This is a genomic window from Nonomuraea glycinis (assembly GCF_035920485.1).
In the GTDB taxonomy this organism is placed as follows: Bacteria; Actinomycetota; Actinomycetes; order Streptosporangiales; family Streptosporangiaceae; genus Nonomuraea; species Nonomuraea glycinis.
Map to the genome: position 1 here is coordinate 3356696 of NZ_CP109166.1, position 17932 is coordinate 3374627.

General features: G+C 68.4%; 19 protein-coding genes, 1 tRNA gene and 1 pseudogene. 11 read left to right on the forward strand and 10 right to left on the reverse strand.

Features of this window, described 5'->3' with window-relative positions; genetic code table 11:
• Positions 1-195: 195 nt before the first annotated feature.
• Entirely contained in the window at positions 196-555 is a 360-nt protein-coding gene (locus tag OHA68_RS15755) for a hypothetical protein (RefSeq protein ID WP_327108312.1), read from the forward strand.
• A 3-nt stretch (positions 556-558) separates the two neighbouring features.
• Entirely contained in the window at positions 559-750 is a 192-nt protein-coding gene (locus tag OHA68_RS15760) for a hypothetical protein (RefSeq protein ID WP_327108313.1), read from the forward strand.
• Between the two features lie 1025 nt (positions 751-1775).
• Here the strand turns inward: OHA68_RS15760 and OHA68_RS15765 are convergent.
• From OHA68_RS15765 to OHA68_RS15780, 5 genes and pseudogenes are all read right to left on the reverse strand, one after another.
• Positions 1776-2714: a hypothetical protein gene (locus tag OHA68_RS15765; RefSeq protein ID WP_327108314.1), complete on the reverse strand. Its 939-nt coding sequence runs from the start codon at positions 2712-2714 to the stop codon at positions 1776-1778.
• Positions 2711-3505 carry a hypothetical protein gene (locus OHA68_RS15770; RefSeq protein ID WP_327108315.1) on the reverse strand — a complete coding sequence of 265 codons (795 nt, stop codon included), beginning with the start codon at positions 3503-3505 and terminating at the stop codon, positions 2711-2713. The genes OHA68_RS15765 and OHA68_RS15770 overlap by 4 nt, the downstream gene beginning before the upstream one ends.
• A 929-nt stretch (positions 3506-4434) precedes the next feature.
• Positions 4435-4560, reverse strand: a pseudogene (locus OHA68_RS45515) (IS701 family transposase); the annotation flags it as partial.
• Between the two features lie 236 nt (positions 4561-4796).
• Positions 4797-4870: transfer RNA gene (locus tag OHA68_RS15775), tRNA-Pro, on the reverse strand.
• 61 nt (positions 4871-4931) lie between these two features.
• Positions 4932-5825: a metallophosphoesterase gene (locus OHA68_RS15780; RefSeq protein WP_327108316.1), complete on the reverse strand. Its 894-nt coding sequence runs from the start codon at positions 5823-5825 to the stop codon at positions 4932-4934.
• Between the two features lie 59 nt (positions 5826-5884).
• Here OHA68_RS15780 and OHA68_RS15785 point away from each other — a divergent pair, with 59 nt between their 5' ends.
• Complete coding sequence (locus OHA68_RS15785) at positions 5885-6340, forward strand: GatB/YqeY domain-containing protein (protein ID WP_189142055.1); 456 nt, start codon at positions 5885-5887, stop codon at positions 6338-6340.
• A 101-nt stretch (positions 6341-6441) separates the two neighbouring features.
• On the opposite strand, the gene OHA68_RS15790 is transcribed toward OHA68_RS15785, so the two are convergent.
• Entirely contained in the window at positions 6442-8694 is a 2253-nt protein-coding gene (locus tag OHA68_RS15790) for a transglycosylase domain-containing protein (RefSeq protein WP_327108317.1), read from the reverse strand.
• Between the two features lie 241 nt (positions 8695-8935).
• Between OHA68_RS15790 and OHA68_RS15795 the strand changes: the two genes are divergently transcribed.
• A complete protein-coding gene (locus OHA68_RS15795) occupies positions 8936-9232 on the forward strand; it encodes a WhiB family transcriptional regulator (protein WP_148036282.1) in 297 nt (98 codons plus the stop codon).
• Between the two features lie 44 nt (positions 9233-9276).
• On the opposite strand, the gene OHA68_RS15800 is transcribed toward OHA68_RS15795, so the two are convergent.
• Both OHA68_RS15800 and OHA68_RS15805 read right to left on the reverse strand, forming a co-directional pair.
• The gene (locus OHA68_RS15800) at positions 9277-10404 is read right to left on the reverse strand and encodes an ArsA family ATPase (protein ID WP_327108318.1); all 1128 of its coding nucleotides are present in this window, start codon (positions 10402-10404) and stop codon (positions 9277-9279) included.
• The gene (locus tag OHA68_RS15805; RefSeq protein WP_327108319.1) at positions 10401-11402 is read right to left on the reverse strand and encodes an ArsA-related P-loop ATPase; all 1002 of its coding nucleotides are present in this window, start codon (positions 11400-11402) and stop codon (positions 10401-10403) included. Before OHA68_RS15805 ends, OHA68_RS15800 begins: the two co-directional genes overlap by 4 nt.
• 78 nt (positions 11403-11480) lie before the next feature.
• On the opposite strand from OHA68_RS15805, the gene OHA68_RS15810 reads away from it, so the two are divergent.
• From OHA68_RS15810 to OHA68_RS15825, 4 genes are read left to right on the forward strand one after another with little or no spacing between them, the layout of a single operon-like run.
• The gene (locus tag OHA68_RS15810; RefSeq protein ID WP_148438127.1) at positions 11481-11636 is read left to right on the forward strand and encodes a DUF4177 domain-containing protein; all 156 of its coding nucleotides are present in this window, start codon (positions 11481-11483) and stop codon (positions 11634-11636) included.
• The gene (locus OHA68_RS15815) at positions 11633-12091 is read left to right on the forward strand and encodes a RidA family protein (protein WP_327108320.1); all 459 of its coding nucleotides are present in this window, start codon (positions 11633-11635) and stop codon (positions 12089-12091) included. Before OHA68_RS15810 ends, OHA68_RS15815 begins: the two co-directional genes overlap by 4 nt.
• Positions 12092-12139: 48 nt before the next feature.
• Complete coding sequence (locus OHA68_RS15820; protein ID WP_327108321.1) at positions 12140-12955, forward strand: NUDIX hydrolase; 816 nt, start codon at positions 12140-12142, stop codon at positions 12953-12955.
• The gene (locus OHA68_RS15825) at positions 12952-13740 is read left to right on the forward strand and encodes an MBL fold metallo-hydrolase (RefSeq protein WP_189142061.1); all 789 of its coding nucleotides are present in this window, start codon (positions 12952-12954) and stop codon (positions 13738-13740) included. Before OHA68_RS15820 ends, OHA68_RS15825 begins: the two co-directional genes overlap by 4 nt.
• Here the strand turns inward: OHA68_RS15825 and OHA68_RS15830 are convergent.
• A complete protein-coding gene (locus tag OHA68_RS15830; RefSeq protein WP_268241365.1) occupies positions 13722-14402 on the reverse strand; it encodes a Crp/Fnr family transcriptional regulator in 681 nt (226 codons plus the stop codon). The two genes, OHA68_RS15825 and OHA68_RS15830, sit on opposite strands and share 19 nt — an antisense overlap.
• Before the next feature lie 254 nt (positions 14403-14656).
• On the opposite strand from OHA68_RS15830, the gene nth reads away from it, so the two are divergent.
• Together nth and OHA68_RS15840 are read left to right on the forward strand one after the other, a co-directional pair.
• Positions 14657-15406: an endonuclease III gene (gene nth, locus OHA68_RS15835; RefSeq protein WP_407674499.1), complete on the forward strand. Its 750-nt coding sequence runs from the start codon at positions 14657-14659 to the stop codon at positions 15404-15406.
• A gap of 38 nt (positions 15407-15444) precedes the next feature.
• Positions 15445-16092 (forward strand): NUDIX hydrolase, encoded by a 648-nt coding sequence (locus OHA68_RS15840; protein ID WP_327108323.1) that lies wholly within the window; start codon positions 15445-15447, stop codon positions 16090-16092.
• Here OHA68_RS15840 and OHA68_RS15845 read toward each other — a convergent pair.
• A complete protein-coding gene (locus OHA68_RS15845; RefSeq protein WP_189142065.1) occupies positions 16069-16587 on the reverse strand; it encodes a HEAT repeat domain-containing protein in 519 nt (172 codons plus the stop codon). The two genes, OHA68_RS15840 and OHA68_RS15845, sit on opposite strands and share 24 nt — an antisense overlap.
• 82 nt (positions 16588-16669) lie before the next feature.
• Between OHA68_RS15845 and OHA68_RS15850 the strand changes: the two genes are divergently transcribed.
• On the forward strand, positions 16670-17860 hold the full coding sequence (locus OHA68_RS15850; RefSeq protein WP_327108324.1) for a MarP family serine protease: 1191 nt from the start codon (positions 16670-16672) through the stop codon (positions 17858-17860).
• Positions 17861-17932 lie beyond the last annotated feature (72 nt).

Sequence of the window (17932 nt, forward strand, 5' to 3'; positions counted from 1 at the left end):
CAAGGACTCTGTCGGGGGTCCCTTCGTGCCGGCACCTGCCGTGAGCTGGGAGTTATCTCACCACGGGATTTGATCCATCTCATCGCCGGATGTTTTTGATCTCACTGCATGATCACATCGCGCGATGGGTTCACCCCTTCCCCGAAACCTACCTTCACCTCGTAGGTCACCGGAATCGGAAGGGATGTGATCGAGATGAGCCCAGCTCAGCGCCACCACCACCGCGAACTGATTAGCAGGTTGCGCGCCCTGGCGGCGTTCCTGGACAGCCACCCGCAGGTGCCCGTTCCCAGGTACGGAACCGTCCGGGTGTCGGTGCACACCAAGTACAACACCGACGCCTCCACCGAGGCCGAGGCGATCAACGAAGTCGGGCGCATCGCCGCCCTACTGGGTACCACGCCTATCGCCGAGAACGGGCACCACGTCGCCGGCATCGCTTTCGGCAGCGTCCGCTACGAAGCCGTCCTGGTCACCCAAGCAGCGATGGAGCGCCGCGCCGCGCGGGACTCCTACCGCGACGTGATCGCCCTCGACGAGTTCGAGGGGGCGTGAGCAGTGGACATCGGACTGTTCGTCGTGTTGCTGGCCCTGGCCCTGGCGGTCGCCACGCTGACGCTGTTCGTGGTGGCGGTCGCCGTGATCCGTGCTGAGGATCGCCGCCACGCCCCCACTGGAACCCTGAGCCGCCGCCTGCTGGGCACCTACGCCCACCGCGGCCGGCCGACCGCCTATGCCGGGAGGAGGTGAAGCCCTGATGCGCACGTTCCCGTTCATGTCTGGCCGGTGCCCGTGCGGCGCCCCCGCAACCCCCGGCAACTATCGGTGCCGCAAGTGCCGCGCCCGCTGGCGCTGGCACCGCCGCAAGTTCCGGCTCCTCTTCACACGCCCAACCGCGTTCCACCAGCCGCTTGAGCTTGGAGCGCAGTCCCTCCCGCTGGGCGGCCCCCTCCGGCAAGCCCCTCGCGACCGCGACCTGTCACAACGCTCCACCGGCATCGACCATGCTCTCCACCGCATCCCGGTACGTCGACCCGCACGGCGAAGGCGAGCACGCGGTTACGGATCACGGGTTGGGTACCTAAGGCTACCGGCTATCACGCCGAGCTGAGCGCACTGCGTAACAAGATCAGAACCTCCACCGCCCCCGGCATGGTGAATTTCGGCGGCCTGGCCGCCTTAGAGGCATTCCCTCGACTGATCGAGCTCTGCCCCCTGCATAGCTGGGTGGCCCGCCGACTGCGCCAGCTCTCAGCCCATCTGACCTCTCCCGCCACACTGTCCAACTGGGCCGGGGAGGTTTTCGCTCGGTGGACGACAGCGCAGGCACGACTGCGCCGTACCCGCAATGCCATCGCCCATGGCGGGCCTGCCACTCGGGATATCACCGCCACCCTCGATCACCTCAGCCGGTACTTGTCCTCCTGGTCACTGTCGTTGTTCCTGGACGACTGAACGCCGCCGGCGACCTGGCTGACCCGCACGACGAGTTCCGCAAAGACTCGGACGTTTGGGTACAAAACCTGCCGAATGCCGCCGACGTGCTACGGACTATCACAGATAAGCAGGGCGATTTCGCCGGTCCAAGGTGAGTGTTCTACCAGGTCAGCGCCGGGACTATCGCAGATAGTGACTCACTATCTGCGATGGCCATCCGAGATCGCCGACAGCTCTGTCAACGGCACAATTCGGTCTTCTCCTCCCTAGATTCCGGTCGTGCGCCGATTCAGTCCGGCGACGATCGAGAACGGCAGGCGGAGATCTGCTCCTATGCCTCAGTCCTGCACGTCGGCGGCGGCTTGAACCGCAGCGATCGATTCGACGTCCAGACCGGCAGCGCTCAGCTCGCCCGACAGGTTGGCCAGGCTGCCGCTGACCACGATCACATCCGCCCCTGGAGTGGCCGCGACCTGCCGGTAGGCTTCAATCGCCTCACCAGCGGTGACGCGGGCCTGCTCCAGACGCTGATCAGCGATATGCCGCCGGGTCAGCAGATGCAGCCCCGAAGCCAACGCCTTGCGGTAGTCGAGCAACACCTGAGCAGGCGGATCAAATTCACGCAGCAACTCCACCGCCGCCTGAACAGCAGCAGTCGACTCCGCATCCCGACCAGCGGTGCCCAACTCGAAGGAGAGGGCCACCAGCTTGTGAAAGACCGTGAGCGGGTCGAGACCACTTGTAGTGAGCGAGCCGGCCGAAGTGCCGGTCGTCGACGAGCCTGGAGGCTCGAAGCACAGCACCCAACTGCTGATCTCGGCGTAGGCACCAGCGAACACCTGTGTGAATGCGTCGGCGACGTCGACACTCACTAGCCACCGGCCGTCCTCATCGATCGTTGACTCCGTGACGACCCCATCGATAGCGATGACGAAATCGGTGTTGTCGTCGGTGAAGGGACCTACCTCAGTGCTGATCTGCATCATGTGCACCGTCGCGCTGCTGGAGTGGACCACCTGCTGCTGCTCAGGGCGCTGCGGATCGTAGTCAGCGAGGATCAACGCGGTGGGCATTACTATTCGGCGCCGTTGGATCTCGCCGTTAGCGTGGCCATAGTCGCTGATGTGCGCGTTGGTGCGTACCACAGCGAGAGTGTTGAACGGTGGAGGCCCAGCCACGGGGATGCGCACGACCGGCTGCTTTTCGAACAGCGGAAACCGATAGGGCAAAGCTGCGTAGGTCTGTTCGGGGGTCGGAGGAATGACAGGGAAGTTCATCCCGGCCCCACAAACGAGCTGGCGATGAAGTCGACACCCGTGCGGGAGGGCTGCGCGACGGACAGGGTCATCCGGTCGCCATCGGGTACGACAGGAGCTATCGAAATCTCGCCAGGTCCGTTCAGGCCGTTCTGCTTTACCGTGACCTTGAGCTGCATGCCCTTTGGAGGCTCGGAGATCCGGTAGGTGGCTCGGCAGGTGTCCTCGGCGATGGTGACCGACACGATCTCACCGGGGGTGACGGGTCTCAGGTGCTCGATCTCGCCCCCTAGCGGGGGTCCCGCCTGAGTTGTCGTGCGCTCATTGGCCATCACACCGAACACTCCGGACACCCCGGCAGGACCGGCTGACGTCGGCCGGAACCACGCGGTCGGCCAGCTGATTGTCCCAGTGATCTCGGTGACCACTACCCGGGTGGTCAGTACTACCTGATAGGAGAAGCGATTCAGGATCGACGGCTCGCCCATCAATGCGAGATGGGTGACCAGGACGAGCTCACCGGCATCGTCGACATCCAGGCGTGCTTCGTCAGTGGCGAAGACGTACTCGGTGTCATCGTTGGCGATGCTGGCGAGTCCTACATGAACCGTGGACTGCTCCACCGTTCCAGCGGGTACCCGCAAACGCACTCGGCAGACTTCTCGATGCGTGCTGTCGTCGTCGATCTTCCACGCCGGCAGCGCGAAGCCAGAGATCACCAAGAGGTGGCGACCACCGACACCAAGGTCGGCCTTCAGCACGGTATGACCGGCGACATGGCTGGGATCGAGGGCATCGAGATTGAAAGGCATGGGGCTAGGGCCTTACGTCCGTGGGCAACACCGGCGGGTTTTCGACACCACAGGCACGACAATCGACCGGCTATGATCGCCAGCCTAAGCTCGGGCTCCTGCAGTGGTCGCGACCGACACGCTACGTCAGGTCCCCGACCAGCCCTCATCCCGGAAATGACCATTTCTGGGACAGCCCCGACGGGGCTGGTTCCTACATAGTCCCCGGCACGTCTAACAGGTGGCTTTACCCGTGCCCTTGCGATCAGCGACCTCGTGGTGGAGATTCAGGAGGAGCTGAAACAGGAGGGCCGCGGGTGGCCAAGCTGCTCCCCCCGCAAGGCGCCCTTGAAGTTTTACCTGCTGGGCCACACCCACGCCGTTCTCGTCTGCAAGCCGCGATACGTCCGGACGTTTCGACGCCCGCCGCGGTCCCCGACTTCGCGCGTGCGAGGAGGGCTATGTCACCGGTCTTGGGGGCATCGCCTGGCCGTCGGGGGCCGGCGCCGCCTACCGCCTGCTGCCGGCCTGGCGGCGGGCCCCCGCCCGCGGCTAGCGCAGATGCCGGGCGAAGAACCCGGTCGCATCTTGTGCAGTCCGAGCGGGGGGTGGCCGAGCAGGATCAGCGGGACCGGCGCGGATGCGGACGCGGGCGTCCACAGGATGCCGGGGAGCTCGCCGAGGGTGAATTCGCGTTCCAGGACGCCGTCATCGAGGCGCTGTTCGGAAGTGAAGTGCATGGTCGTGCCTTTCGGGAGTGCTCTTGAACGGCGCTCCCGGACGACCTATCGCCCGACCGTGACCCCGGAGGGGAGCACCCATGTCGATACTGCGTTCACGGGTTCCACCTCCTCGTTCTCTCGCACGGCCACCGGAAAGCGAGCAGTGGTCGCCGTGGTCCGCCAACAGGCTTTTGAGTGCGGCGAGCAGTCGGCGAATCTCGGGCAGTGTCAGTGGGATGCGGTCCTGGTCGCTGGGTGCTTGGCCGCCAGCAGGGCCAGCGCGAGCATGGCCAAGGTGATGTGCCGGTGCCAGGCCGTCCAGCCGCGTACTTGGTAGTGGTCCAGGCCGGCCTGGGTTCACGAGGCGAATAGATCGATCCCACGGTTGCCACCCGTCCGCCCAAGCCCCGGTTTGAACGACCTGACGCGGGTGAATCCGCGACGGTCCGATGATCAAAGTCCCCAGAAGAACTTTTTGAACCTGTCAGTGACCCGCAGAGGCGCTCAGAATCAAGGTCAAATGACGGTCAAACGATCAAGGGCCTGATCGCTGTCTCCAGCGATCAGGCCCTTGACTTGCAACTACCGAGTCGGGGTGGCGGGATTTGAACCCACGACCTCTTCGTCCCGAACGAAGCGCGCTGCCAAGCTGCGCTACACCCCGCTGCACACCAACTTGCGCGTGCCTGGGAAAGTCTAGCCGACTTCGCGGGTGCTTGTGACCGTCAGCGCCGAGGCACCAGCGTCAGCAGTGAAGCCTCGGGGAAACACGCGAAGCGGGCGGGGGCGTACGGCGAGGTGCCGAGGCCGGCGGAGACGTGCAGCCAGGACGCGGCGTGGCGGCTCAGGCCCTTGACGCGGGCCCTGTCGATGCCGCAGTTGGTGACCAGGGCGCCGTAGAAGGGGATGCAGAGCTGGCCGCCGTGGGTGTGGCCGGCCAGCAGGAGCTGGTAGCCGTCGTCGGCGAAGCGGGTCATGTTGCGCGGCTCGGGGGAGTGCATGACGCCCAGGCGGAGGTCCGCGTCGGCGGGGGCGGGGCCGGCCACGAGGTCGTAGCGGTCGCGGTTGATGTGGGAGTCGTGGATGCCCGCCACCGCCACGTCGAGGTCGCCGACCTTGATGCGGGCCGTGGTGTTGTTCATGTCGAGCCAGCCCTCGGCCGCCATGCCGGTGCCGAGCTCCTCCCAGGGGAGGGAGGGGGTGTGCTGGCGGCGGTCGTTCTTGGAGGTGCGCCAGAGGTAGCGGGCGGGGTTCTTGGGCTTGGGGGCGTAGAGGTCGTTGGAGCCGTACACGAACAGGCCTGGGCGTGACAGGAGCGGCTCCAGGGCGTGCAGCAGCGACGGGACGGCCTCGGGGTGGGCGATGGAGTCGCCGGTGTTGACCACCAGGTCGGGCTCCAGGGAGCCGAGGGAGCGCACCCAGTTGATCAGCATCGTCCGGTTCGGTGTCAGGTGCAGGTCCGACAGGTGCAGGATGCGTACGGGACGCTGTCCCCGCTCCAGGACCGGTACATCGAAGCGGCGCAACCGGAACCAGTTGCGCTCCACGACCGAGGCGTATCCGAGGCCGGCCAGGCCGAGGCCGAGCACTGACAGGGGCACCGCGACAGCTTTCCTCACCCCTTCATGATGCCCGACATCCGGCACGGCCCGTCCGCGCAAGCGGCAAGATGGACCGCATGAGCGCATTGAAGGACAAGCTGAAGGCCGATCTGACGGTCTCGCTTAAAGCCCGGGACGAGGTTCGTCTCCGGACGATTCGGATGGCACTGGCGGCGGTGAACGTCGAGGAGGTCGCGGGCAAGCAGGCCAGGGAGCTCTCCGACGACGAGGTCGTCAAGGTGCTGACCAAGGAGGCCAAGAAGCGGCGGGAGGCGGCGGAGGCGTTCGGCAACGCCGGGCGCGCCGAGCAGGCTCAGGCGGAGCTCGACGAGCAGGCGGTGCTGGAGGAATACCTGCCGGCGCAGTTGTCGGACGAGGAGCTGGGCCGGCTCGTCGACGAGGCCATCGCCGAGACGGGGGCCTCCGGGCCGCAGGCCATGGGACAGGTCATGAAGGCCGTCAACCCGAAGGTGGCCGGGCGGGCCGAGGGAGGCAGGGTGGCCGCCGCCGTGCGGTCACGGCTGGCGTCCTGACGGCGGTCGGCGCGTGCGGGCCCTCGGCGGTGACCGCTGGGGGTCGGCACGGGTCGGCGTGTACGGGCCCTCGGCGACGACCGCCGGGGGCCCGTACCGCGTCAGTCGTTGTTGACCAGCGGGTTGTCGTCCCAGTCGAAGATGCCCCGGTCGCCGCCGCGGTCATCACGACGGTCATTGCCGCGGTCATCGTCCCGGACGTCGAAACGATCGCCGAAGTCGAAGCCGTCGTCGTCCTTTTTCTTCTTCTTGGGCTTGGGCGCGCAGTGGTCGCTGCAGCCGCCGAAGCGGGACTGGTCGACCGAGCGGAACCTGGTCGCCTCGACGCCCTTGAGCGCGGACATCATGGACTGTTTCCAGATGGGGCCGGCGATCGACGAGCCGTACACGTACGGGTAGTAGCGTCCGCCGATGGTGACGCCGACGAGGTCGTGGGTGAAGGCGCCGCGCGGGTCGCCGACGCTGACGGCGGAGGCCAGGTTCGGGGTGTAGCCGGCGAACCACGCCGCGGTGTAGCCGTCGGTGGTGCCGGTCTTGCCGGCGGCGTCGCGGCCGATGCCGCCGACCGCGGCCATCGTGCCGCCGGGGGAGAAGACGCCCTTGAGGATGCCGCTGACGGCGTCGGCGACCTTCTCGTCCATGACCTGCGAGCACTTGGGCTTGAACCGGGTGATCTTGCCGTCGCGGTCCTTGACCTCGGTCACCGCGAGCGGCTGGCAGTATTTGCCGCGGGCGGCGAAGACGGCGTAGGAGTTGGCGACGGTGACGGGGTCGACCTCGTTGATGCCGAGGGTGAACGTCTCGAACTCGCCGAGCTTGTTGCCGTCGGCCCGCTTGAGGCCGATGCGCTTGGCCAGCTTGACGACCTTGCAGAGCCCCACCTTCTGCTCCAGCTTCATGAAGAAGGTGTTGACGGAGCCCCAGGTGCCGGTCTGCAGGGTCTTGAAGCCGCCGCCGCCCTCGCTGGAGTTGCGGACCGTGTGGGTCGGGTCGCCGACGGGCTTGCCCTTGCAGTCCTTGAAGGTGCTGTAGCCGGGGGCTTCGTAACCGGCCGGGGCCGGGAAGCCGTCCTTGTACTTCAGGCCCTCCTCGAGCGCGGTGGCCAGGGTGTAGGCCTTGGCCGTCGAGCCCTGCTGGAAGCCGCGGCCGCCGCCGTGCGCGACGTCGGCGACCAGGTTGTAGCTGATCTCGTTCTTCTTCTTGTTGCCGCCGAACTTGCGGGAGGCCGCCATCGCCTTGATCTCACCGGTGCCCGGCACGATCATCGCCTGGGCGGCGACCGGCTTGTCCTTGGTGCTGACCATGTTCTTGATGGCCTTCTCGGCGGCCTTCTGCATCTTCGGGTCGATCGTGGTCTTGATGGTCAGGCCGCCGCGCTGCAGGAGCTTGAGACGGTCCTTGGCGGTCTTACCGAAGTCCTCGTTGAGCAGGATCTCGTTCTGCACATAGAGGCAGAAGTACGGATAGTCGCTGACTTCGCAGCCGCCGGGGAACTTGACGTCCTTGTAGCCGAGCTTCTTCGCCTTGGCCTCGTCGGCCTCCGCCTGCGTGATCATCTTGAGCTCACGCATCCGGTCGAGGACGATGTTGCGCCGCTCCAGCAGCAGCTTCCTGGATGCCGGGCCGACGTTCGGGTCGGTCCTGGCGGGGTTCTGGACCGCGCCGGCGAGCGTGGCGGCCTGGACGAGGTTGAGCTTGGAGGCGGGCTTGTCGAAGAAGCGCTTGGCGGCGGCCTGGATGCCGTGTGCCCCGGCGCCGAAGTAGGCGATGTTGAGATACTTCATCAGAATCTCGTCTTTGGTGTACTTCTCCTCGATCGCCATCGCGTTGCGCAGCTCGCTGAGCTTGCGGGAGACCGTCGGCGCGATGGCCGCGGCCTGCTCTTCGGGCGTCTCGGCGGCGTTGACCAGCACCTGCTTGACGTACTGCTGGGTGATCGAGGACCCGCCTTGGGTGACGCCGCCGGTGGTAAGGTTTTTGATCAATGCCCGGGTCGTGCCTTCGAGATCGAGGGGGCCGTGCTTGTAGAAGCGGAAGTCCTCGATCGCGATGAGTGCTGTCCGCATGATGGGCGCGACCTGGTCCAGCGTCACGGACTGGCGGTTCTCGAAGTAGAACTGGGCGATCTGCTTGCCGTCGGCGTCCACCAGCTTGGTGCGCTCGGAGAGCGGCGGCTCGGTAAGATCTTCTGGCTTGAGATCGAGGAGTTCCATGCCGCTCTTGGCAGAGACTCCCGCGCCGCCGACCGCGGGCAGCGCCACGGCAGCGGCCAGCACACCGGCGATGGAGCCGGCCACGATCAGCTTGAGAACGTTGAGAACCGGCGAGGAGCGATCTTTGCCACGAGCTTGCACAGGACCAAGAGTACGTCGAAAGGGTGACGTTATCGGTATCGCACCACCATTTCGCCTTGACTGGCGGGGGTGACTAGTCATTCCCGGTCAAGACTACGGCGAGAAATTGGTCCTCTGGGGTCTGTCGGCCCGAACGTCTCGTTGCGTACGTTCTCAATGCGGCAACTGAATACGGAGGCTCGGCGCCCGCGCCCGTCGGCCCCAAATGACGACTGACCACCTAAGGGGAGTGGGGTCGAAAATGTGGATCACGGATTGGACCTCCCGTGCCGCCTGTAGAGGTGCGGATCCGGACGCGCTGTTCGTCCAGGGAGCTGCCCAGAACAGGGCCAAGCTGATCTGCCGAGGGTGCCCGGTCCGTACCGAATGCCTCGCCGATGCGTTGGACAATCGCATCGAGTTCGGGGTGTGGGGCGGTATGACCGAGCGCGAACGGCGAGCGCTGCTGCGGCGGCGTCCTGACGTGGACTCGTGGCGAGAGCTGCTCGAGTCGGCGAAGGAAGAGTACGAACGGACCAATGAGCTGATCGCCGGCTGACGGTCCTCGCATGAGTACGGCCGGTGCCGTCGCCGGCCGTACTTTCATGCGTTGGCCAGGAGCTCTCCGATGCGGCGCAGGCCCTCCAGGTCGTGGACATCCTCGGCCATGGCGGCCACCTGCGCGACCGGCACCGTGGGGTGCGCGCTGACGAAGTGCTCCTGCTCTCGATGCTCGCGCGCGGCGAGCTGCATCCTGCCGGTGTGCAGGCGCAGGACGGCGGCGGTCAGCTCGTGCTCGCCCTTGGCCGCCAGGTCTTCGGCCGCGGCGGCGCTGCGTACTCCTGAGAGCGTGGCGGCGGGTGACTCGTGCACCCGGTTGACCACCAGGCCCGCCAGCGGCATGCGCTCTTCGGCGAGCCGCTCGACGAAGTAGGAGGCCTCGCGCATCGCGTCGCGTTCCGGCGCGGCCACGACCACGAAGGCGGTGCCTGGTGCCTGGAGCAGCTTGTAGGTGAGCTCGGCTCGCTGCCTGAAGCCGCCGAAGACCGCGTCGAGCGCCGAGACGAACGTCTGCAGGTCGGTGAGCACCTGGGCGCCGAGCAGCTTGGTCATGGCGCCGGCGACGATCCCGAAGCCGGCGTTGAGCAGCCGGAAGGCGCTGCGCCCACCGGCCTTGGCCGGGGCGGTCAGCAGCCGGATGAACCGGCCGTCGAGGAAGCGGCCGAGGCGTTCCGGCGCGTCGAGGAAGTCGAGCGCGGACCGCGAGGGCGGCGTGTCGACGATGATCAGGTCCCACTCGTTGGAGCGGCGGAGCTGGCCCAGCTTCTCCATCGCCATGTACTCCTGAGTGCCGGAGAAGCTCGACGACAGCGACTGGTAGAAGGGGTTCGACAGGATCTGGCGGGCCCGCTCGGGGTCGGCGTGCGCCTCGATGATCTCGTCGAAGGTGCGCTTCATGTCGAGCATCATCGCGAACAGCTGCCCGCCGCCGTCGCTCTCGCTGATCAGGCGCGGGGTGTTGTCCAGCTCGGTCAGTCCCATCGACTGGGCCAGGCGCCGGGCCGGGTCCACCGTCAGCACCACCACGCACCTGCCGCGCTCGGCCGCGCGCAGGCCGAGCGCGGCGGCCGTGGTGGTCTTGCCCACGCCGCCCGCGCCGCAGCAGACGATGATCCGGGTGCCCCGGTCGTCGAGGATGGCGTCGATGTCGAGGACGGCGGGCTTCTTCACGCTGCTCCCTGGGTGCGGATGCTCTCGGCCAGCTCGTACAGCCCTGCCAGGTCCACGCCGTCGGTGAGCAGCGGCAGCTCGTAGCAGGGCAGGGCGGCTTCGCCGAGCGACTCGCGTTCTTGCTGCTCCAGCTCGGTGCGGCGGGCGTGTTCGACGATCTCCTCGGCGAGTCCTTCGGCGAGGGAGGTGGCGTCGGCGCCGTCGGCGAGCCCGGCGGACTTGAGCCCGAGGGCGAGGTCGCCGATGTCGAAGCGGCCCTGGGTGGCCGCGTCGAGGGTCGCCTGGGGCAGGAGGCTCTCGCGCACCATGTTGATGAAGATGCCGCCGGTGGCCAGCCCGGCCGCGCGCACTTCGGCGATGCCGTCGAGGGTCTCCTGGACCGGCATCTCCTCAAGGAGCGTCACGAAATGGACCGCTGTTTCCGGACTTTTTACGACTCCATGAACCAAGTCGGAGTGGTTTTTGATGGGACCGACTTTGGCCAGGCCGGCCACCTCTTGGGTGACGTTCAGGAAGCGCGTGATGCGGCCGGTGGGCGGCGCGTCGAGGACGACCGCGTCGTACACCCGTTTGCCGTCCTTGCCCCGCCTGCGCACGGCCTCGGTGGTCTTGCCGGTGACCAGCACGTCACGGAAGCCGGGGGCCACGGTGGTGGCGAAGTCGACGACGCCCATCTTGGTCAGCGCCCGTCCCGCCCGGCGCATCCCGTAGAACATCTCCATGTATTCGAGCATGGCCTCCTCGGGATCGATCGCCAGCGCGTACACATCACCCCCTGAGGGGGCCACGGCGATCCGGCGCTCCTCGTAGGGCAGCGGCGGCAGATCGAAGATCTGCGCGATGCCCTGCCTGCCCTCCACCTCCACCAGAAGCACCTTGTGGCCGCCCGAGGCGAGCGCGAGGGCGAGGGCGGCGGCGACCGTCGTCTTGCCGGTGCCGCCCTTGCCGGTGACGACGTGGAGTCGCACGCCGTCCCAATCCGTGTCCGCAGAGTCCACGACTTCGAGGCTACCGAACGGTCACTTGCTGAAAGCCCCTGAGCACCCTTTGAGATTGCTCACACTACGCTGAGCCCCATGAAGAAATGGGAGTACCTCACGGCCCCCGTGCTGATCCACAACACCAAGATGATCCTGGACAACTTCGGCGCCGACGGCTGGGAGCTCGTGCAGATCGTGCAGGGCGCCACGCCCGAGCAGCTTGTCGCCTACTTCAAGCGGGAGAAGCAGTGAATCCTGAGCAGAAGATCGCCGACCTCGGGCTGACGCTGCCCGAGGTGGTCACCCCGCTGGCGGCCTACGTGCCCACCGTCCGCACCGGTGACCTGGTCTACACCTCGGGCCAGGTCCCGATGGTGGAGGGCAAGCTGCACCAGACCGGCAAGCTCGGCGTCGACCTGGGCGTCGACGAGGGCCGCGCGCAGGCCCGCATCTGCGCGCTCAACGCGGTGGCCGCGCTCAAGGCCGAGATCGGCGACCTGGCCAAGGTCAAGCGGATCGTCAAGGTCGTCGTCTTCGTCGCCAGCGCTCCCGGCTTCACCGAGCAGCCCCAGGTCGCCAACGGGGCGAGCGATCTGCTCGGCGAGGTGTTCGGCGACGCGGGCAAGCACGCGCGCAGCGCGGTGGGTGTGGCCGCGCTCCCGCTGGACGCTCCGGTGGAAGTGGAGCTGATCGCGGAGGTCTCCTGAATGCCGGATATGTCACCATGACCGAGTGATGTCGTAAAAGGAGGTCATGTGGGTGGCATTCGGCTCCCGGACGAGCTCGGCGAGCGGGCGAGGGGCGTCCTGGCAGGACGCGTCGATCCGGCCCCCGCGCGGGACGCCGCCACGGTGGCGCTCCTGCGCGCGGGCCGTCCCGGCGGCGTCCAGGTCTATCTGCTCCGCCGCAAGGCCACCATGGCCTTCGCAGCGGGTGCGTACGTCTTCCCCGGCGGCTCGGTGGACCCGCGCGACACCGATCAGGCCGTGGCCTGGGCGGGCCCGTCACCGGCTTACTGGAGCCGGGCCTTCGGCGCCAGCGAGGCGGTGGCCAGGGGCCTGGTCTGCGCGGCCGTACGCGAGACGTTCGAGGAGTCGGGCGTGCTGCTCGCCGGTCCTGGCCCGGACTCCGTCGTCGCGGACACCACCGGCGACGACTGGGAGGCCGACCGGCTGGCGCTGATCGACCGGAGCCTGGCCCTGGCCGACTTCCTGGCCAAGCGTGGCCTCGTGCTCCGTGCCGACCTGCTCAAGCCGTGGGCGCACTGGATCACGCCGAGGGTCGAGCCCAAGCGCTTCGACACCCGCTTCTTCGTCGCCGTACTGCCCGAGGGGCAGCGCACCCGGGACGTCGGCGGCGAGGCCGACCAGGTGACCTGGCAGCGTCCGGCGGAGGCGATCGAGCTGGCCCGCAAGGGAGAGATCTTCCTGATGCCGCCCACCCACCGCACGCTCAGCGAGCTGGCCGCGCACCCCGACGTGGCGTCCGTGCTCGCGGCCGAGCGGGAGATCGTCACGATCATGCCGGAGGTCGTGGAGGTCGACGGCGAGTTCCGGCTGGTGCACCCATGAGCGGCCTGTACATCCCGCTGGACACCCCGGACGGCTCGCGCACCGAGCACGCCGAGAACCTGCTCGCGCCCAACCCGTCCTACATGACGCTCGACGGCACCAACACCTGGGTCATCGGCGCCGATGAGGTGGTCGTCGTCGACCCGGGCCCGGACGACGAGGCGCACCTGCTCCGGGTCCGCGACCACCTGGGTGAGCGACGGGTGACCGAGATCCTCCTCACCCACGGCCACCTCGACCACAGCGGCGGCGCCAAGCGCTTCGCCGAGCTGGTGAACGCCCCCGTACGGGCCCTGGACCCCCGTCACAGGCTGGGGGAGGAGGGCCTGGCCGACGGTGACGTGGTGACCGTGGACGGGCTGGAGATCCAGGTGTACGGCACGCCGGGGCACTCCTTCGACTCCCTGTGCTTCTGGCTGCCGGCGGACCGGGCGATGCTCACCGGCGACACCGTGCTCGGCAGGGGCACCACGATCATCGCGAGCGACGGCGGCCTGGCCGACTATCTGCGCAGCCTCGACCGGCTCAGGCTGACGGCCGAGAGCCTGGCGGCGCAGGCGCTGCTGCCCGGCCACGGCCCGGTGCTGCCCGACCCGATCGGCGCGCTCGACGGCTACATCGCGCACCGCCGCGAGCGGCTGGAGCAGATCAAGGAGGCGCGCCGACAGGGCGCGCGCACCCCCGAGGAGATCGTGCGGATCGTGTACGCCGACGTGGACAGGGAGCTCTGGCCCGCCGCCGAGGTGTCGGTGCGGTCCCAGCTCGACTATCTGGAGCGGTTGTAGAGCCGGTCGATGTCCAGGATGACGACGGCCTTGGCCTCGATGCGCAGCCAGCCGCGCTGGGCGAAGTCGGCCAGGGCCTTGTTGACCGTCTCGCGGGAGGCGCCCACGAGCTGGGCCAGCTCCTCCTGGGTGAGGTCGTGGTGGACGCGCACGCCGTCGTCGGTCTTGGTGCCGAAGCGGTCGGCCAGGTCGAGCAGCTGCTTGGCCACCCGCCCGGGGACGTCGGTGAAGACCAGGTCGGCCAGCACGTCGTTGGTCCGGCGCAGCCGCTGGGCGAGCGCGCGCAGCAGGTGCAGCGCCACCTCGGGGCGGCCGGTCAGCCAGGGACGCAGGTCGTCGTGGCCGAGCCCGGCCAGTCGCACGTCGGTCAGCGCGGTCGCCGTCGCGGTGCGCGGCCGCGGGTCGAACAGCGACAGCTCGCCGAACATCTCGCTCGGGCCGAGCACGCTGAGGAGGTTCTCGCGGCCGTCGGGCGAGGTGCGGGACAGCTTGATCTTGCCGTCCAGCACGACGTAGAGGCGGTCGCCCGTCTCGTTCTCGTGGAAGAGGGTCTGTCCCTTGGCCAGCTGGACCTCGGTGATGCTCGTGCGCAGCGCCGCGGCGCTCTCGCGGTCCAGCGCGGCGAACAGGGGGGCCTTGCCCAGCACATCTTCGGTGTTCACTCTGCCTCCTCTGCTGCCATTGTGACGCACCCCACTGCGGGCGTCACACATAGGTTAGAGGAATGCCCGATGGGCCAGGCTCGCCTCGTGTGCCGTAAGTCGGGTGATTCGCGCGCTCTGTCGACCGCGCTGATCCCTTCAACGAAGTGTACGAACAAAACCGGCGATCCGCTTACTCCCGCCCCTTTCGCGGCACGAGCGGAAGCTTCCCCGGCACGAGCGGAAGCGCGGGGTTTTACCCTTGCGGCATGGCGATGAACGTGGCGGGTACGCGTGGGCGCAAGCCGGAGACCCGGCTGGGACTGGTGCGGCGAGCCCGGCGAATGAACCGGATCCTCGCGGAGACCTACCCCGACGCCCACTGCGAGCTCGACTTCGCCGACCCCTTCCAACTCCTGGTCGCCACGGTGCTGTCGGCGCAGACCACCGACGTGCGGGTCAATCTGACCACCCCGGCCCTGTTCGCCCGCTACCCCACCGCCGACGACCTGGCCGTCGCCGACCCGGAGGAGTTGGAGGCCATCATCAGGCCGACCGGCTTCTTCCGGGCCAAGGCCAGGTCGCTCCTCGGGCTGTCGGCCGGCCTGCGCGACCGCTTCGGCGGCAAGGTGCCCAAGACGCTCGACGAGCTGATCACCCTGCCGGGAGTGGGCCGCAAGACGGCCAACGTCGTGCTCGGCAACGCCTACGACCCGGAGACCGGCGAGCCCTTCGGCGTGCCGGGCCTCACCGTCGACACGCACTTCCAGCGGTTGGTCAGGCGCTTCGGCTGGACCGACGAGACCGACCCGGTCAAGATCGAGCAGATCGTGGGCGGGCTCATCCCCAAGAACGAGTGGACCGTCTTCTCCCACCGGGTGATCTGGCACGGCCGCCGCATCTGCATCGCGCGCAGACCCGCCTGCGGCGTCTGCCCGCTCGCCGCGCTCTGCCCTTCCTACGGCACCGGCCCCACGAACGCCGAAGAAGCCCGCAAGCTGGTACGTCCCGGCCCGTTCTCCTGACCGGGAAGTCCTCAAGGCCCTGCCGTGTTGGAGGTTTCGTGACTGATGCGCCTGACTGGCTCGCCCGACTGGCCGCGCAGGCCGCCCGGACCAGTGTCCCCGCCGGGTTGCGCCCGCCCCCGCGCGGTGGCCGGGCCGCCGCGGTGCTGATGCTGTTCGGCGAAGGGCCGCTCGGCCCGGACGTGCTGCTCATCCAGCGCAGCGCGCTCGGGCGCAGGCACGCGGGGCAGCCGGCCTTCCCCGGCGGCGGCGTGGACCCGGAGGACGGCGGGCCGGTCGCGGCGGCGCTGCGCGAGGCCGAGGAGGAGACCGGACTCGAGCCTGCCGGGGTGCGCGTGCTGTGCACGATGCCCGAGCTCTACCTCTCGCACAGCGACAACCGCGTCACCCCGGTGCTCGGCTGGTGGCACACGCCGTCCGCGGTGCACGCCGCCTCACCCGCCGAGGTCGAGTCCGTCGAGCGGGTGCCCGTCGCCGAGCTCGTCGACCAGGACAACCGGATCATGCTGCGGCACCCCCGCGGGGGCTCCGGGCCGGCGTTCCGGGTGCGGGGCATGCTGGTGTGGGGGTTCACCGCGATGGTGCTCGACGCGGTGCTGCGCGAGGGCGGGCTCGAACGGCCGTGGGACCGCGACCGGGTGGAGGAGATCCCGCCCGACGTGTTAGAGCTCGCTGCCCGTGGCTAGCGCGATGCCCAGCGAGGCCCAGCCGGCCACGTCGGCGTCGCTGTCGCCGGTCAGCCTGCGCAGCGTGGCCAGTCCGGTCCGGTCGGGCGGGTTGCCCAGCACGTGCTGCAGCGCGTAGGCCGCGCCGTACCTCACCCGGGAGTCGGCGTGGCCGGCCAGGTCGATCACCGAGGGCAGCGAGCGCGGGTCCGCCAGGTGGCCGAAGGCGATGAGCACCGAGTAGAGCACCATGGCGTCGTCCTCGCCGGCCGCCAGGTAGCGCAGGACGGGCAGCGTGCGGTCCACGTACACCGGGAGCATGCCGAGGATGTCGACGCCCAGCAGTCGCTCCGCGACGCTGTCGGCGGCGCACAGCCGCCGCGCCTCGATGAAGGACTCGAGATCGCCCCGCTCCCGCAGCATGGAGATCACCTGCCAGCGCACCGGTCCGTCGGGATCGGGGTCGTCGAGAGCGGCCTCGATGAGCTCGCGAACTGTTCTCGGGGCCGGCGGCATAGCGATCACGGTAGCCAGCGCCGTAGCGGGGTCCTGCCCGAAGACGTGCACACTTGACCGGATCCCTGGTTAGCTTTGAAGCGTGCGCGGTGATCTGCTTGACCTCATATTGATCGGCCTCGTGATCGCCTTCGGCGTCTCGGGTTACCGGCAGGGCTTCATCATCGGCGTCATGAGTTTCGTCGGGTTCGTCGGCGGGGCGGTGCTGGGCGTGTTCATCGCCCCGCCGATCTCCCGTGCCGTCGTCGACGGCGACACCCCGCAGGCACTGCTCGCCATCGTGATCGTCTTCTTGTCCGCGACGATCGGCCAGTTCGCCTCCTCCACCATCGGGGCCGTGGTGCGCAGCCATGTCACCTGGGAGCCCGCCAAGGTCGCCGACGCGGTCGGCGGCACGTTCGCCAGCGCGCTGTCGGTCCTGGTGATCGCCTGGCTGATCGGGTCACTGATCGTCTCGACGTCGTTCTCCCCGCTGGTGGACCAGGTCAAGGGGTCGCTGCTGCTCACCACGGTCGACGACGCCATCCCGCAGGCCGCGCGCAACTGGCAGCAGCCGTTCAAGAAGTTCATCGACCGCTCGGAGTTCCCGCCGGTCTTCGACCAGATCGGCGCCGGCCACATCGTGGACGTGCCGCCGCCGGCGCAGAGCGTTCTGCAGGGCGCCAAGCTGGGCCGCGCGCAGCGGGCCATCGTCAAGGTGCAGGGCACCGCCGAGAGCTGCAACAAGCACATCGAGGGCACCGGCTTCGTCTACGCCAGGGACCGCATCATGACCAACGCGCACGTCGTCGCGGGCGTCACGCGCGACCTGCAGGTCCTCGACTCCGAGAACCAGCGCCACGCGGCCAAGGTGGTGCGCTACAACCCCCGCCGCGACATCGCCATCCTGTACGTTCCGGGGCTGAACCTGCCGACCCTGGCCTTCGACGACTCGGCCGAGAAGGGCAACAACGCGATCATCGCCGGATTCCCCAAGGGCAAGGGGTTCACCGCCGAGCCGGCCCGCATCCGTGGCCGCCTCGACGCCGAGGGCCCCGACATCTACCGCAGCTCCAACGTCACCCGCTCGGTCTACGCGGTCCGGGGCAGGGTGCTGCCGGGCAACTCGGGCGGCCCGCTGCTGACCGTCGACGGCCGGGTGTTCGGCGTGATCTTCGCGGCCGCGATCAGCCAGGAGGAGACCGGCTACGCGCTGACGGCCGCCGAGGTCAAGCCCGACGCCGACCGGGGCCGCACCGACACCATCGCCGCCGACACGCAGGCCTGCGACTGACCCCACCGGTCAGCCCGGCAGCGCCTTCAGAACCAGCCTGCTTCAGCCCGGCAGCGCCTTCAGGACCAGCCT